At 43.5% G+C, this 16351-nt stretch carries 12 protein-coding genes; 4 read left to right on the forward strand and 8 right to left on the reverse strand.

Annotated features, from left to right (window positions below; all coding sequences use genetic code 11):
• Positions 1–67 precede the first annotated feature (67 nt).
• The 4 genes from MD535_RS15785 to MD535_RS15800 all read right to left on the reverse strand — a co-directional run bounded on the left by MD535_RS15785 (position 68) and on the right by MD535_RS15800 (position 4934).
• On the reverse strand, positions 68–784 hold the full coding sequence (locus MD535_RS15785; protein ID WP_265675987.1) for an oligogalacturonate-specific porin KdgM family protein: 717 nt from the start codon (positions 782–784) through the stop codon (positions 68–70).
• A gap of 347 nt (positions 785–1131) precedes the next feature.
• Positions 1132–2373 (reverse strand): tetratricopeptide repeat protein, encoded by a 1242-nt coding sequence (locus MD535_RS15790; RefSeq protein ID WP_265675988.1) that lies wholly within the window; start codon positions 2371–2373, stop codon positions 1132–1134.
• Positions 2374–2636: 263 nt separating this feature from the next.
• Entirely contained in the window at positions 2637–3494 is an 858-nt protein-coding gene (locus tag MD535_RS15795) for a MalM family protein (protein WP_265675989.1), read from the reverse strand.
• Between the two features lie 87 nt (positions 3495–3581).
• Positions 3582–4934, reverse strand: a complete 1353-nt coding sequence (locus MD535_RS15800) for a carbohydrate porin (protein WP_265675990.1) — start codon at positions 4932–4934, stop codon at positions 3582–3584.
• A 433-nt stretch (positions 4935–5367) separates the two neighbouring features.
• On the opposite strand from MD535_RS15800, the gene glgX reads away from it, so the two are divergent.
• The gene (gene glgX, locus MD535_RS15805) at positions 5368–7329 is read left to right on the forward strand and encodes a glycogen debranching protein GlgX (RefSeq protein ID WP_265675991.1); all 1962 of its coding nucleotides are present in this window, start codon (positions 5368–5370) and stop codon (positions 7327–7329) included.
• Positions 7330–7485: 156 nt separating this feature from the next.
• Positions 7486–9246: a sensor domain-containing diguanylate cyclase gene (locus tag MD535_RS15810; protein WP_265675992.1), complete on the forward strand. Its 1761-nt coding sequence runs from the start codon at positions 7486–7488 to the stop codon at positions 9244–9246.
• 161 nt (positions 9247–9407) lie between these two features.
• On the opposite strand, the gene MD535_RS15815 is transcribed toward MD535_RS15810, so the two are convergent.
• Positions 9408–10283 (reverse strand): LysR family transcriptional regulator, encoded by an 876-nt coding sequence (locus MD535_RS15815; protein WP_265675993.1) that lies wholly within the window; start codon positions 10281–10283, stop codon positions 9408–9410.
• A gap of 124 nt (positions 10284–10407) precedes the next feature.
• On the reverse strand, positions 10408–11601 hold the full coding sequence (locus MD535_RS15820; RefSeq protein WP_265675994.1) for a BamA/TamA family outer membrane protein: 1194 nt from the start codon (positions 11599–11601) through the stop codon (positions 10408–10410).
• A gap of 546 nt (positions 11602–12147) precedes the next feature.
• Between MD535_RS15820 and MD535_RS15825 the strand changes: the two genes are divergently transcribed.
• Positions 12148–12804 carry a DUF2057 family protein gene (locus MD535_RS15825; RefSeq protein ID WP_265675995.1) on the forward strand — a complete coding sequence of 219 codons (657 nt, stop codon included), beginning with the start codon at positions 12148–12150 and terminating at the stop codon, positions 12802–12804.
• A 132-nt stretch (positions 12805–12936) separates the two neighbouring features.
• Positions 12937–13551, forward strand: a complete 615-nt coding sequence (locus MD535_RS15830; RefSeq protein ID WP_265675996.1) for an SGNH/GDSL hydrolase family protein — start codon at positions 12937–12939, stop codon at positions 13549–13551.
• A 210-nt stretch (positions 13552–13761) separates the two neighbouring features.
• On the opposite strand, the gene MD535_RS15835 is transcribed toward MD535_RS15830, so the two are convergent.
• Together MD535_RS15835 and MD535_RS15840 are read right to left on the reverse strand one after the other, a co-directional pair.
• Positions 13762–15150, reverse strand: a complete 1389-nt coding sequence (locus MD535_RS15835; protein ID WP_265675997.1) for an SLC13 family permease — start codon at positions 15148–15150, stop codon at positions 13762–13764.
• A 317-nt stretch (positions 15151–15467) separates the two neighbouring features.
• Positions 15468–16337, reverse strand: a complete 870-nt coding sequence (locus MD535_RS15840; protein WP_265675998.1) for an alpha/beta fold hydrolase — start codon at positions 16335–16337, stop codon at positions 15468–15470.
• Between the last annotated feature and the right edge of the window lie 14 nt (positions 16338–16351).

The following is a 16351-nucleotide window of genomic DNA, read 5'->3' on the forward strand; positions in this document are numbered from 1 at the left end:
GGCAGTGCGATATCGCACTGCCTTTAAAATTTTTATCGTCGCGAAGTAAACCGCGATTCAATAACGTTTAGAAGTTAAACGTTACACCCGCACGGATACGGTTTTCTGTTTTAGACTCGAATACGCCGTTGTTTAGAGCGCCGTAAGTCTTGTCAAGAATTTGGTAATCAATATATGGTGCCCAAGATTCGAAACCAGTGTATTTAACTTGGAACGTGTGCTCCCACTTAGTATCTGCTTTGTCACCATTATTGCCCGTGTATGCGCCGCCATCTTTTTGGTTGATGTACGCTGGGTTATATTCTAGGTTGAAGTCAGAAACATTGTAACCAATCCAAGCGTCAACTTGGTTAGTATCGTTCGTTGTGCCACCAGAAACGCTGTTTGTCGCCGCTTGGTAACGGTAACGTGCTGCCGTGTAGAAGTTACCTGTTGCGTACGTCGCTTTTAGGTAAGGACGGTATTCTGTGTGGTCTGAACCATTCCAGTATACGAAACCAGGAGTCAACGTAACGTTGTCGTTGATTGCCCAGTTATAGTTAAGCTCTGTTTCAAATGCTGCAACGTTTTTGCCAGAGTTGCTGAACAGTTTATCACCTTGAGCTTGTGTACCTTCAAGGTGGATCTGCCAATCTTCTGCAAAATCAAAGCCCGCACGTACACGAGTTTCGTATGTTTTTGCTTCTGTCTTGTATGCGCCACGAACATCAACATAAGTTGCGCTTGCAGGAAGAGCAACAGCGGCAACAAGTGTTGCTGCTAGAGTCAGTTTTAAAGTTTTCATGATAAAGCTCCGTATAGAACAGGAATGCCAACGGCATCAGATTTAACGTGCTAACAAGTAAGGCCACTGCCAAGCATCCTTAATTGCAACACTGAACGGAGGTCAGAATATGATTTTGTTCCGCTGAAATGTCATAGCAGTGTCAACAGAAAAGTTTAAGTGATAAGCGTCACAAGAAAAGCATCGAAAGGTGATTATGCAAACACAAATTAACCCCAAAAAAATAACAATATCACAATAATGAATCACAAATGATTATTTTAGTGAGGAAATGAAAGCATTTATTTCATTTATGATTCAAAGCCGAGCCATTTAATCGATTAACGCTAACCAGCTTATGAAAACTATCATTTCACAAAGGTTTGTTGGTAGTTCGAATAGTGCCCTGGGGAGCTCGACGCTATCGAATCGCGATGGGATTCACTCGCTAACGTCGAGGCCGAGCTTGTTGAGTCGCTGGAAGAGTGCTGATCGGTAGACATCTGCGTTTGCGTATCTTGCGCCTTATGCGCTGAACTCTCGTCAACAGGGCCCCGCTCAGAGTCCTTCAAACTATCCTCGTCATTACTTAATCTATCTTCTAGTTCAAATAACGGCAATTGACGTTTATATAATTTGTTTAGCGCCTTAATGAGTGAATGCTTAACCATTGAGCTCAACTGCAGCTTTTTTAGCACTGGCTTTGCTAATGATTGCAACCCAACCACCGAATCCACTCCGAGTGTCGAACCCACACTATCACGCACCGCTTTAGCGGGTTCATACCCTAAATGTGCCGACATAAACAGCCATATATAAGCAATGGCCGCACCGTTAGGCGCAATATCTCGCCACGCTTCGCCGGCAAAAAACATCGCTTCCACGCTGCCTTTTTCCGCCGCTCGTTCTAACCAATAACAGCCACGCTCGGTACTTTGTTCTACGCCCACCCCTTTTAGGTAGTTAAGCCCAAGCTTGGTCATGGCTTCTGTATTTTGTTTCTCTGCGCCTTGTGCGAACCATTGCGTCGATTGTTTGGGTGACGGCAGCGGGTTGTCAGGTGATACGCTCCAATCGCCCATGAAAAGCATCGCTTCTAGGTTGCCCTCTTGCGCCACCTCCTCAATCACCGCAATACCTTTAGGAATATTGCACTCCACACCTCGTCCATGAACTAAGGCTTTCGCTGCCTCAAACTTCGCGTGTAAATCGCCTTCTGCTCCAGCAATGCACAAACGCCAGTAATTGGCTTGCTCACGAAGCACCATATCTTCGCGTTTAGACTCACTTAAACGAACCATGCCATACATGCCAGTGATATTGTCTAACTGCGCGGCTTTTTGATACCAATACAAGGCTTCTTGGATGTTTTTCCGTTCGGCTTCTTTCGCTAAAAACAGCATGGTTGGTGTATGACCGGTTTCAGCTTTGAAAATTCGATCTTTGCGCTCTTGCTGTCGAGCCTTTTCAATCGTCCGCCGATACGCTGCTTCTCGTGCAATGCGTTCTTGCTCCAATCGCTTTTTTCGAATAGATAAGGAAAACATCCAAACAAACGCCAAAATGAGCGAAAGGCTTGTTGCACCGATAGCGATAGAAAGTGTCGACATAAAATAGAAAGCTCATTAAGTGTAATTACTTAGTTATAGTAACGGCAGGTTTACCATTAAATGAAGCATCTTTGACGATCCGCCACACGGTTTTACATCTTTTCCCCTGTAATTGCTCAATCCAAAGCCAAAACGACACTTTCACCCTTTCCCGGCGACAAATTCGAGACCCTGTAAATAATTCTAAGCAATAAAAAACCCCGGAGCACCAGTCGCTTTGGCGCAACATGTGTTATCCAGGGTTTAAAAACTGTACCGCGATATTATTTCTTACGGTTAATGGCCTTCACAAACACTGCTTGTGCCCCTTCGATATTTAAGGCTTTGGCTTCATCAAGTAAGCTTAGTGCTTTAGGGATGTTGTCTTCTGAAACGGCTTTTTGGATGGCGGTATGGTAGTAATTTTTTGTTTCTGGCTGAACCGTCACCGAAGTGGTAGCTACTACTGCGCCAGTTATTACCCCAGAGTTAGCTCCTAAATCAGACACTACTTTTCTTGAGCCAAGGCTTAGTGTTTCTAATTCTAGGGTTAGCTCACCAGTATAACTATGTACAAATTTTGGATCAGTAACAATAGGACGAGGTTCACCCGCTTCTTCAGCTCTAACTCTCGCTGGATGCGGCACTGTTATCATCTTACCTACATCTGACGCCTGTGTATAAATAATCATATAAGGCATCTTTTGTGCGTCAACTTCGAAGCTAGCAATATAGCGGTTGGCATCGAACATATCAGAGAATCGGATATTAAACTCATCCAAACTTATCGTACGAGCAACATTATATTCTTTATCAAGCAACTGGACTGTCGGCGCAAACACTTCTTTTCCTAGCATTTTACTGCTTAACGTAAGCTTCACTTTTCCAGAACGAGGAGAAAACTCAAACGCATTGAAAAAACTCTTCCCCGATACAAAATTCCAAACAGGCGCAGAATCATCAATAATAAATCCAACATTTTCCACTTTGTCCAATTCGACCCAAGCAAAGTCTTTTTTACTAATACAGCATACATCCTCAGCACTCATTTGCGAGGTGGATATGGTGGGTTTAATAACAGAATTACTCGCACACCCTACGACACTCAACCCAAGTAGCAGTGCTAAAATATTTTTATTCATAATATCCACCATTAAGAGTAAAAGGAGGTAGTCCTTAGACTACCTCAGTAACGCTTAGATTTATCCTATAAGTTTAAATCTCATTGATTAGAACCAGATTTCAGCTTCAACACCAAAGCGAGTCTCTGAACTATCTGAAGCACCATTACTCCACTTATAGTTGCTATCACTCGATGACATATATGCAACGTATGGCTTTATCTGAGGACGTCCCCAATAGTCAGCGTTAACCGTAAACACTGGTGCTAAAGTCGCAGAATAGAAACTCGTGTTCTTATCTTCACGACCCCAAGCAGGAACGCCACCATCTTCACCTAACGCTTCTATTGCATACGTTAGCGTTGCTTCCCAACGGAAGTTCTCATTCACTTTATAAGTTGGGGTTGCACCAACAATAAATCTAGATAAACCGTCTTTAGAGCCCCAAACTTGATCTGTTTCCGAATTGGTCAAATTCCAATATGTCAGTTCAGTGCCTAACTGGATTTTATCTGTAATATTTGCAACACCGTATGATGTAAAGAAAATAGATTGGTCGTCTTTCTGCCAGTTGCCACTCCACTGACCAAAGTTAACGCCACGGTTTGCCGCAACACCCTTACCATAAGTAATCGCTGATGTTGTCCAGCCATCAAAGCCATAGTAATCACGAGAATAAGTAACAGCGAGACCATAACCATCTTTTGCCGTGTTGTCTTCTTCTACGTTAGCACGTGTCATTAATTTAGCATCGAAATCAAAACGACCACCTAATGCTTCAACACCATAAAAATAAAGATCGACTGAAGTCATTGTTGTACTACGTTGCTTATCATCTAAACCATTATTCTTACAGCTAGAGTTATCACCAGTATTAGTATCGAAACAGCTGCCTTCACCAGAGTCTGCAGACATCACCGCAATACCCATATCGTTATATTGAATACCGCCACCAACACCTGACGATTGTTTCCAGAATTCTTTAGTAATAATACCCGCTTGACGGTTCAGATAACGCTTACCAGTCCAGATGCTTGTCCCCTCTTTAAAATAGGATAAGTCACCAAGCTCAACGTAGGCTTCTTTAAATTCTAATTGTCCCGTTTCCAAATGACCTTCATTACCTGAAGAAGAACCATAGAATCCACGACCATTGCCACCCTCGTTATTACCATACTCGGTTTTAAGTACGTACTTAGACCATGCACCACTCTCGTAGTTATTCCCTTTGGTTACGGTGAACTCTACTTGATTTGGATTACCTGAAAATGGCGCACCTGCAGCACGATAATCACGGCGATGTTCCCATGTTTCATTCAATGCCAAAGATTGTCCGACATTATAAAGCATGTGACCATAACCATTCACTTGCCAACCTTCTTGTACTTTGTCGTCGGCCATTACAGTTCCCGACGCTAGCACACCAACCACTGCAGCAGCTATTACACTTACTTTTTTCATTAGAAAACTCCGTTTAACTTATTGTTATATTCATTCTTGTTGAGCGCTATGGAGGCAGTACCACGCCCTCAACACTTGAAATATCGGTTTTAGGGTCCCGAGTTCATTGAACGAAATGAACATTAACGAAGTCATAGGTGAAACACGTCCTCCACCTTGCTTTTATAAAGGGGGGGATGAGAAAGGATGAGAAAAATAACCGTACGCCATTTCTTTTGCCCTGATCACAGATTTAGGGGGGAGTAGTATGGATATTGATAATGGATTGACGCGCAAAGTACGCTTTATGTCACTTTTCTTAACGAATTGGTAAAATTAGTGAAATAAAATTACATTTAAATTTCTGTGATCTAGGCTTGACCTAAAGTTGACAAACCTATTAACTATTAAAAACAAATACTGTCAGCAACAACTAAAAAGTAAAATAACGCTTATGACAAAAATTCAGCCGAGTCCCTACCCTTTAGGGGCTTCTTTAGATAGCAAGGGATGTAATTTTGCTATCCATGCGCCAGATTGTGAACAAATCAAACTGGCGATATTTAATGACGATGATTCCTATCAACTCGTCTCGCTCGATGAAGAGTACGCAAGTATTAAATACACTCGCGTTGAGGGGATAAATGCGGGTCAACGTTACAATTTCGTTATCGAGAAGTCAGACTCACTTCAGTTTATCTCCGATCCTTATGCAAAAGCATTGGATAAGCCCCTGCATTACATTCCTCCTTTCGATGATTCCAAGAGCTCGCTATTGCCGAAATGTGTCATCGTTGACGATGACTTTGATTGGCAAGGCTCAACGTCACCGCGAATCCCTCGTGAAGAGATGATTTTGTTTGAAACCCACGTAAAAGGGCTAACCAAACTCAATGAACGCGTACCAAAAGAACATCAGGGTAAGTATTTAGGACTCGTTAGTGACGATATGCTGGCGTTTTATCGCGAGCAAAATATTACCTCACTGCAATTATTACCTGTTGCGGCATGCATGCATGAACCGCACCTGCTCGATATGGATAAGGTCAATTACTGGGGCTACAACCCTTACGTATTTATGGCGCCTGATCCGAGATATGCAGACAATGATGCCGTTATTGAGCTAAAAACGGCCATTCGAACGCTTCACCAACACGGCATTGAAGTTATTTTGGATGTAGTTTACAACCACACTGCGGAAAGTGGCGATAATGGCCCAGTCTTCAACCTGAAAGCACTGGACCAGCAATTTTACCTTAGACATGGTGAATACTTCGCCAACTTTACTGGCTGTGGCAACACCGTTGATCTTAACTATCAACCAGCACTTAACCTGGTGATGGACACGCTTCGATATTGGGTAGAAGAATTTAAAGTTGACGGCTTCCGCTTCGATCTTGCAGCGACATTGGGGCGAAATGGTGACAACTTTAACCAAGATGCGGCATTTTTTAGGGCCGTCGCTCAAGACCCAACTCTGAAACAAACAAAACTCATCGCCGAACCGTGGGACATCGGACCAAATGGTTATCAAGTGGGCAACTTTCCATTTGGGTGGAACGAATGTAACGACCGCCTACGTGATATCACGCGTAGCTTTTGGCGTGGGGATCAAGGGTATTTGAAAGAGTTTGCGACGCGTATTATGGGCTCTCGCGACTTATACAGCGCTGCTAACTGGCCCTATAAACTTACCGTCAACTATATTACCTATCATGATGGTTTTACGATGCAAGACCTTGTGTCTTATAAGCATAAACACAACGAAGCCAACGGAGAAAACAACCGTGATGGTCACGGTGACAACCGCTCTGACAATTACGGGGTCGAAGGTGAAACAGATAACCCTGTAATTCTTGCAACCAGAGAAAAGCAAAAGCGAAACTTTATGGCAACGCTGTTATTTTCTTTTGGCATCCCGCATATTTTGACAGCCGATGTTCTCTCTCATTCTCAAAAAGGAAATAATAACGCTTACTGTCAAGACAACGAGTTAAGCTGGTTAAATTGGGAACAAAGCGCCGCCAAACAGCACTTTAAAACTTGGTTGGCCGATATGATTACCGCTCGTCAACAATATATGGTGCCATTCATTCAAGCTTTCAGTGGTGAAAACCGCAACAATAACCGGATCTTCTGGAGCCGCGTTGATGGAAAGCTAATGAGTATGGAAGATTGGAATCGACTAAGCAGTGTCGCACTGCACCTTGGTATTGGTGAAGATGGCGATGAAATGCTTTATTTGATTAACCAAACTAAAGCACCCGCACGCTTTTCACTGCCTAACGACAGAAAACAATGCTGGAAAACCATTTGTGATACTCACATCGCTGACGCAGAAGTGGGTCATGCTGAGGGCGAAATTCTGCAAGCGCCAATGTCTATGGCGATATTGCATTTTTCTCCAAATCAATAAACATCTTCTATAACACCAAAAAGAGCCGACTATTTAGGCTCTTTTTTTACCGATTGTCGCCAAAATAAAAATCTCACCGGATAATGTAATAATTCTTTGAAAAATACTGACTAGCAATAGTAATATCAGACACTTGCTCAATCAGTTGAATAGTTTATGTCTCTGCCAAAATTTTTATTGCGTATATTTCGTCCATTTACTTTTGGGCTCATCGCAACCCTTATTTTTATCTCATATCAACAGTATCAGCGCTCGCAAGAACTGGCGATGGAACAATCTCAATCTAATGTAAAAATGGCGTCAGCGTTAGTTTGGGCACAAATTGAAGCCACATTTGGTAAAGTCGACTTACTGCAAAACCATTCCAATTCAACTCATTTTGACACATTGTCCAAAGATGTGTTGTCCAACACCTACTTATATAAGAATGTGGCTCGTTTTAACCCAACGACTCACGAGTATCAGCCTGTGAATGGCGCACCTATTTCCAAACAAGTTATTGATGCGATTCAGTGGCATCAATATCAGGCAACATCTAAAACTTACGCAGTTTCTAGCATCTATCAAAAAGCCAATGGCTTTTGGGTTTTCGCGATAAAACAAGTTAACCAGGCCAATGAAAAAGAAGTCTGGATTGAATTTGATGTTCAGCATACCACTCAATACTTGGCAAACTTAAAAACCCTGAAAGCAGGCTACGTGTTTGTCATTGACGCGGAGACGGGGCGACTGGTCTTTCACCCTAATCCGTTACGAATAGGAACACCGTCAATTAGTTTTGCTGGCGGACTGAAAGAGAGAATAAACCAAGAAGAAAAGCGTGGCACCTACGAGTACTATTATAATGGGCAATATAAAGTGAGTGTTTTTGATAGTCATAATCCCATGAATTGGGTTTTTGTGTCAGGCACAAACCGCTCAGATATTCTCTTTGCGTCTTATCAAATATCATTAACAGCGGTCATCATATTATCACTGGTCGTTTTATTACTTTCTATTAACTATATTACCTTCCAGCTTAATAAGTCGCTTGCCAAGCTCAATGTATCACCCGACATCTCTCATTTTAAGCATGAACTTAAGTCGATATTCAACCAATTTACCTTTCATAAAGGGATGCAACTTTGCCTTTATGACAATGACTCCGGTCATTTCAGAACCATCGATTTTCATGGCAATACGCAAGTGATTCATCATGCCGATACTTTGCCTTCAGTTCTCACTCGCCGGGAGCTGAACTACTCATACAATACGCAATCTGATGCTTTAGCAAGAAAACTGCAAATGAAAGGGCGTCACTACACAATGCCTCTGTATCAAAGAGATACGCTTATTGGCGTTATTTACCTTAAGAGTTCCTTTTTCGCTTTTGAAGGGGTTATGCGCGCTATTCGTGATTTTTCTGAGGTAGCACTGTCTAATTTACTGCTCATTCAAGCACTGCACAGCAAAGACCCGTTGACAGGGTTGGATAATAAACAAACCATGCGTGAATCACTATGCCAGCAGCTGCGGAATCGTCACGCGGTGTTTGCACTCATTGATATTAATGGATTAGGTAACATCAACACCCAGCATGGCGATATGTTAGGTGACACCATCATTTTATATGTCGCCGACACCATTAAACGAAACTTCAAAAAGCCCAATGCAATGTGTATATCCCGTGACGAGTCAGGGGGGTTCGCCGTTCTTTTTGAAGCAGCGAGTAGTGATGAAGCAGAAAAGCAGCTGGACTGGTTACGACAACTCATCCAAAAGCAGCCCCTCAATATGCATGATAAATGGATTTCAACATCTGTGACCATTGGAGCCACGAGCATTGGCGACACGCCTGATGCGGTGATTAGCCGCGCTAAGCAAAGTCTCCAGCAAGCAAAGTTAAAAGGTCGAAATACTGTCTGTTTCTACCGCTAATCAAGGCTGTTGACTGTACTATAAAAAAGATTTAATGGTGAGGTGAATATTAGGTTCTAGCAGAAGATACCCTACCGACTGTACAATTCACAATAACAAAAAAGGCTTACCCGAATGCTCGGATAAGCCTTTTTTAAATAATCAGTTGGCAAAATGTGGTACTAGAACACGCCTAACACTTCACACAAGTACTTAGCGGCAGGTCCTAATCGTGCATTTGACTTCCAAAGCACATCCGCGGAGTTTAGCATTTCATAGCGTTGGAATTCGGGTCTAAAGTCGATTAATGTGCCTAATGCTTGCTTTTCAACAATGAAGTCTTTCGGCACAATAGCCCAGCCAATTCCCTGCTCAACCAGCTTAATCACGTCTTCTTGATCGTCTGCTTGCCAAATATCTTGCGAAAATGCACCTTGCGCGTTCAGCACTGGGTTTTGCATCATGCTACGACAAACAATCTGTCTTTCACCAATTAAGGTTTCATTGCTCACTTGCGCCATATCGGCAAAAATTGAGTCTGGGCTACAAATACATACCCATTCAATGTTAGCAATAGAGACAAAATCTAACCCCTCCGGCACCGCGTCAGCAGCAATATTAAATCCAAGTTCTATATCATCATTGGAGATGGCTGCCGTGAGATAATGAGCACCAAGTCGTGATACATCCACATGAGTGAATGGAAACCGTTGTGACATTTTCTCAATCGCAGATTCCAGTAAACTAAATGGTAGCAACGGATCAATGGCAATTCTCAATGTATCTTCGACATTCTCAACACTTGCTCGGGAATAATTGCGGATTCGCTCGGCTTGTCGCAACAGTACCTTTGCCTGTGAAAGCATCCGTTCACCCTGAGGGGTGAGCTTGGGGTACTTAGTACTTCTATCGAACAGCGTAATACCGAGATCAACCTCGAGATTATTCACACCAATACTTACCGAGCTTTGGCTTTTTCCGAGGTGCCTTGCTGCTGCAGAAAAGGAACCTTGCTCTGCTGCTGCGACAAATGCCACTAGCTGCTCAATATTCAGCATATTCAACCCTTTGAATCACTTATTAATAACCATGTCATCGTAAAACAATAGCACAATAATTGCACCAACTCATAACCCCAACCAATACAAGCACCAAGGCAAATCAACCAGGGGGATAGATCAATTAAAACGCTTCACCAAATCGAATATAGAAACTCGTGTTGCCCATTTTAGAGACCGCCACATCAGCACCTATCGAAAATCGTTCTTTTGCGTTCAACAAATAGCGAACGCCCACCCCTGCACTCGGAATAACGTCTGATTTCACACTATACGATGCACCTTTATACTCATTCTTAACCATTGCCACGCCAGCAAAAGCCACACCACTCCATAATGTTGAGAACTTACGGCGGTATTCAACTTCAGCCTGATACATCGCACTACCACGATATTTATTCCAATCAGCGCCTCGTAAATCCGGTGTGACGAATTCATATTCCGGCGTGTCTCCAAGCATTTCTTTACCAATAACACGATAAGCGAGCACATCTTCACCCACTGGAAAGTACTGACTGATTTCTGCGTCTAATCTATCAAATCGCTTACCTGTACGGCTATCTTTAGAGTAATGTAATGTGCTCAAGTCGACATTTAAGCCCTGACTTGCACCCATCATGTTGTCACGAGAGTCGTAAGTCATTAGAAAACCAACGGCACTATTGTTGCCGCTCATTTGACGCTCAAATTCGCGCTTTTCTTCCGCCGTCGCTTTTTCTTTTAAGTCTGCATTACCGCCACTCCATAGCCCTTGAACACCAAAATACAAGTCATCGATAATCTGCTTACGCACCTCACCATAGACAAAATTCGAGTAGCTTGAATATTTTGCAGCTTTTGGTAATTGCATCCCAACGCGGCCAGTGTATTTTAAATTCAAACTAAAATGCCCCGCCCAAAATCCAGCACGCCATGCATCATGCGCAAAAACATGTTCATGCCCAACAATCGCCATGCCACTGCCAGAATCCGTATACTGACCATAAAACATACTGGTAGACGGGTTTGTTGCCCCTTCCGCTCGGTCATGCAAATACATCGCATTAACTCCAAGACCAACCCCCAATGCATCATCAGTAATCGGAACAGGAAATGCTGCAAACTTTCTATCTGGTAGGGCTTCTTCACCTGCTACCTGAGGCTGATGGCTAGCAAGTTCTTGCGAAGGCGTGCTACTTGCACCTGCATTTTGTGGTGTGGGCTCTCGACTCTCGGCAGCATGATTTTCAACCTTTGCGGCATCTTCTGCTAAGACAGAAGTCGCAACAGTAATGAGAGAGAGGGATAACAGTGAAGTCTTGATAAGGGATGTATGCACAGAAATCTCAATTAGTCGTGTTCGTTACGTACCACACTGAGATTCCTTTCTTCATGGTACTCGTATCTAAAGCCGTACCTTGTGTGTGCCCAAGCGATAGGCGATGGTGATGCTACTAAAATACCATTCGTAGATAAAGCCGACCCATTCGAATTTAAGATAGTTAACATAGATAAACGCCGCTAAACCGTCAAAAATCTAGCTCATCATATCTGCACGAGACACCTCACTCTTTTATGAAAACCATAAAAACAATAAATATTGTTACTATACAATTAGATAAGATCGCCACCGCCAATAATCATACCCAACAACAACCCATTCGAAATTAAGGTGCGTAATTCACGCTATACTAGAAAAAACATATGAAGTTTGTAATGTTTGTCGGTTTGCTATATTGGGTAACCATAAAGCCTCTCTCTAGCGCTCACATGAAGTTTCGTCAAATTTGATGGGTTCGCTCAGTAACTCGTTGCATTCATTATGCAATATAGGCAAGCTAGGATGCGCTAAACTACTGAGAATAATCCTTGAAGGACAAGCATAATGAAAGCACTTAAAATTCTTACCTGCGCTCTTTTAGCGAGTAGCAGCACATTCGCAGTCGCTGACGTTACGATTAACATCCCTGAATCCGTTGACTTGCTATCCGTCAACGCTGGTGAAGCTAACTCAAAATCAAACGGGTTTTTCTCGTCTGGCGAAACCGCAACACTACCCGATGGTACCAATCAAATCGTATTTCGCTTTGAGCCCTACTTTGATCTTAATCGCGAGGAGCGCGTGAGTGTTCCAAGTAAAGCCGTAATTGCCCGATTTGACGCAAGCAATACCACACTGACGTTAGAAGTTCCAAGTTATCAAAACGAGCGACAGGCGAAAAAAGACATCGATACCTTTGCGTGGTCATTAAAAGATGAACAAGGCAACGTGATAGCGGTAGAGCAAGACGTACTCATTAAAGATGGCATGCAAATTGGTCGTGATTACAGCCGTGAAGCAGAAGATTACAACCGTAAAGGTGGCGTCGCGGCCATTGCGGCCATTGGAGCTGTCGCAGCAACGGCGACCCCCGTCACTTTACCCGCCAATGTCAATGCCCCCGCTGGCGATACCACTGCGGAAGAGATGCTCATTTTCTGGTACAACAAAGCCGATGATGCAACGAAAGCACGCTTTAAAGACTACGTGAGTCAACACTAACTCCAACACCACTTAGTCAAGCCCAAGAGCCGCTTAATAAAGCGGCTTTTTAAATCCAGACTTTCCCACTGCACCTCCCCAATAGCATCGAATAGACCGCTATCGAAACCACGAAACAATAGGACATAATTCATGAAACAAATAGCCTTACTTGGCGATAGCCTAACCGCAGGTTGGGGGCTAGAAAAAGGACAAAACTGGTCCGATGCTCTGGCGTCTACATTTGCCGGGAGCCAATTCATCAACCTCGGAATTCCGGGTGATACAACAACTGGGATGATGTCACGATTTCAACAACAAGTGATAGACCAGCAACCCGATGTGGTTGTGATTTTCGGTGGTCTAAACGATCTAAACTGGGATGCGCCAATTAATGAGATTGCCTGCAATTACAACGCAATGATTGCACAAGCACAGCACCATCAGATCCAACCTGTCGTCATCATTACCTCGCCTATTGACCCTGTTGGGTCATTACCACTATTTGCTCATCAACAGGCAACGGTAACCCGTATTCGAGATGCGATCGAAGCATTAAGTACAGAACACAGCAAACGGTTAGTCACAATGTATGGGCACGGCCCGTTCGGCATGGAAGTGGTCGATATTTATCAAGCGTTTGAAGCCTATGCACGAGAGCATGGCCATACGGCGCTCTATCAAAATGATGGCATTCACTTATCTGCTATTGGTGCTAACGTCATTTTCGAACAGCTCCAAGGTGTTATTGCCAAGCTAATAAGCTAATAAGCTAATAAGCTAATAAGCTAATAAGCTAATAAGCTAATAAGCTAATAAGCTAATTTTCAAGACCATTGGGAAAAATATCAAAGCGACTAACGTCAAGCACAATATCCGAAACAATATTATCTGTAACAATAGTATCTATAACAATAGTGCCAATAGTCAGTCGCTTTCCCTCTTACTGGCTGACCAATAAGAGGGGAGATCGAGCCCCTACGCCCAGAACATCATGACAATGACCGTTAAGGCCATAATACAAGCGATGTTTAACAAAATACCGATCTTCATCATTTCCTGTTGCTTGATGTGGCCAGAAGCGAAAACTATCGCATTAGGAGGCGTGGCAACGGGCAGCATAAATGCACACGACGCTGCGACGGCGATCAGTACAGATAGGACAACAGGTGATAACCCAAAGGCTTCAGCCACACCCGCAAAGACAGGGATAAGCAATGCCGCACTGGCTGTATTGCTGGCGAATTCAGTCAAGAACACCACAAATGCTGCGATGACAAAAATAATCAACACTAGGCCGAACTGAGAAATAAGCGCACTTAACTCATTGGCTAGAAATACACTGGTTCCCGTCGCCTTCAGTACATTGCTGAGACAGATACCACCACCAAATAGTAATAAAACGCCCCAGTCAGCCGTTTTTTCGATATCTTTCCAGTGGACAACACGGGCAAAATTCACCGCGACGATCGCTCCGAGCGCTACAATAGTGTCAAATTTTGCGTAGCCGCCAATCATGGCATTAATTGGCTTACTAAAGATCCAAAAGAACACCGTTAAAGCAAAAATAAGTAAGGTGACAATTTTACCTTTATCCCACTCTACCGCTTGATGATTAATTTCGAATTCACCGTCTAGCTTTGGCTTCAACACGGCAAAGAGTACCGCCAGCGCAATTGGTAATAAGATCATCGCCGTAGGCAAGCCAAACTTCATCCAATCGGTAAACGTTAACCCGACTTCAGCTGCAGCAATCGCGTTAGGCGGACTGCCGACCATGGTTGCAATACCACCAATACTGGCACTATAAGCAATACCTAATAAAACAAATACATAAGTGTTGTGACCACTTTCTTCATTTACTTTACTGAGTACACCTAATACCAGTGGCAACATCATCGCCGCTGTCGCCGTATTACTGATCCACATAGACAGCACAGCAGTCACACCAAATAGCATAAAGACCGCGACGCTCATCCGCCCTTTGGCAAGGACCAATACTTTATCGGCGATCACTTTGTCTAATCCCTGTCGGTGCATCGCCGCGGCTAACGCAAAGCCACCTAAGAACAAGAATATGATGGAGTTAGCAAAGTTATTTAGCGCGGTCTGAGTATCAAACACGCCAAACAAGACCGCGATGATAGGGACGAGTATTGCAGTGACGGTCACATGCAGCGCTTCCGTCAGCCAGAGCACAGCAATGAAGGCAAGGATACTGATTCCAAGCACCACATTAGGGTCAAATGGTAGCGTTTTATAAAGGACAAAAAACAGCGCGATATCCGCAAGAATAATCAGACTGTTGCGGTTTAAAAACCATTCTCGGGTGTTAGAGGGCAAAGGGACACTATCGTTTCTATTCATTATTATGGCTTCCTTTTGTTAACTGGGGTGGAGTCCCCCGGGGTGAATTCCCCAAAACCACAAGTTCTCAATAAAAACCGGCATCTAAGTGCGATCATTTACGCTAACCATGCCCATTATAAAAATTAAAATCGGAGCAAAGCGCTGATTCTCGATTGTTAAGACTTGCGGAACCAAATTATGATCCCACATAGCCAATCAAGCGCATAATACAAATTTATCAATCTGTTAACCACATCAACAATATGGATATAATTGCAACAACTTACCCTAAGGCACTATCCCGTGCATTTTTATGAGCACGAGTCTATTCGGGTTCACGACATATGCGCAGGCATATTAATCAGTAATCGGTTGAAGCTATCTTTTGCTTCCTGGCATTGCATCACTCGACCATGCCCCTGCCCTTGAGTCGTCACCAAAGTGACTCGTTCCATTTCTTTTGACGCCTTTTCTGACACGTCGTACTTAGTAAACTTGTCCTTCTCATCATGAACAATGATGGTCTCGGCTTGACGGCGTGACAACTTTTGAAAGGGGTCAATGGACTGAATTGGATAGCGATACTGATCTTCTATATCCCCGACAACTGCTTCAAAAAGGCGCATTGAGTAACCCGAACGAGCAACACTACCAAATAAATTATCGACATAATCCAGCACAGGGGCAATGAGTAACAAAGGCTTATCCACCAGCTTGGCATGTTTGCACTCTAGCGCCGCAGCGGTCCCCATACTATGCCCAACTAAACCAGCAACGTCGTCTTCACTATCCAAGAGTCCTTCTAAGCCACCAACGAACGCAGGAATGTGCCCATACTGTCCTTCACTTTCCCCATGGGCTGGATGATCATACGCCAACGCTGTAAAGCCTTGCTGGGCAATATGCGCCATCAAAGGGAAAAACTGGCTGGCCGTACCAGACCAGCCATGCGTCAAAATCCACACAGGTCCCTGACCCAAACGATACGTTTTTAGAACCCCTTCAGGCGTGACAACATCCGCGACAACCAACCCATCAGGTTGAGCATTTTTTGGCTTAGATCGCACTGGCGTTAACAACAACTTTTTCGCGATATTTTTCGCATGGTTTGGTGCCAATTTATGATGCGTGCGAGTGGTAAGATTCACCAGTCGCTTCTTAAAACTAAATTTTTTTGATGTGTTGAAATAGATTTTGTCGCTCATGACTCACTTCCTTT

Origin of the sequence: Vibrio qingdaonensis, assembly GCF_026191675.1 — a bacterium.
Lineage (GTDB): Bacteria > Pseudomonadota > Gammaproteobacteria > Enterobacterales > Vibrionaceae > Vibrio > Vibrio qingdaonensis.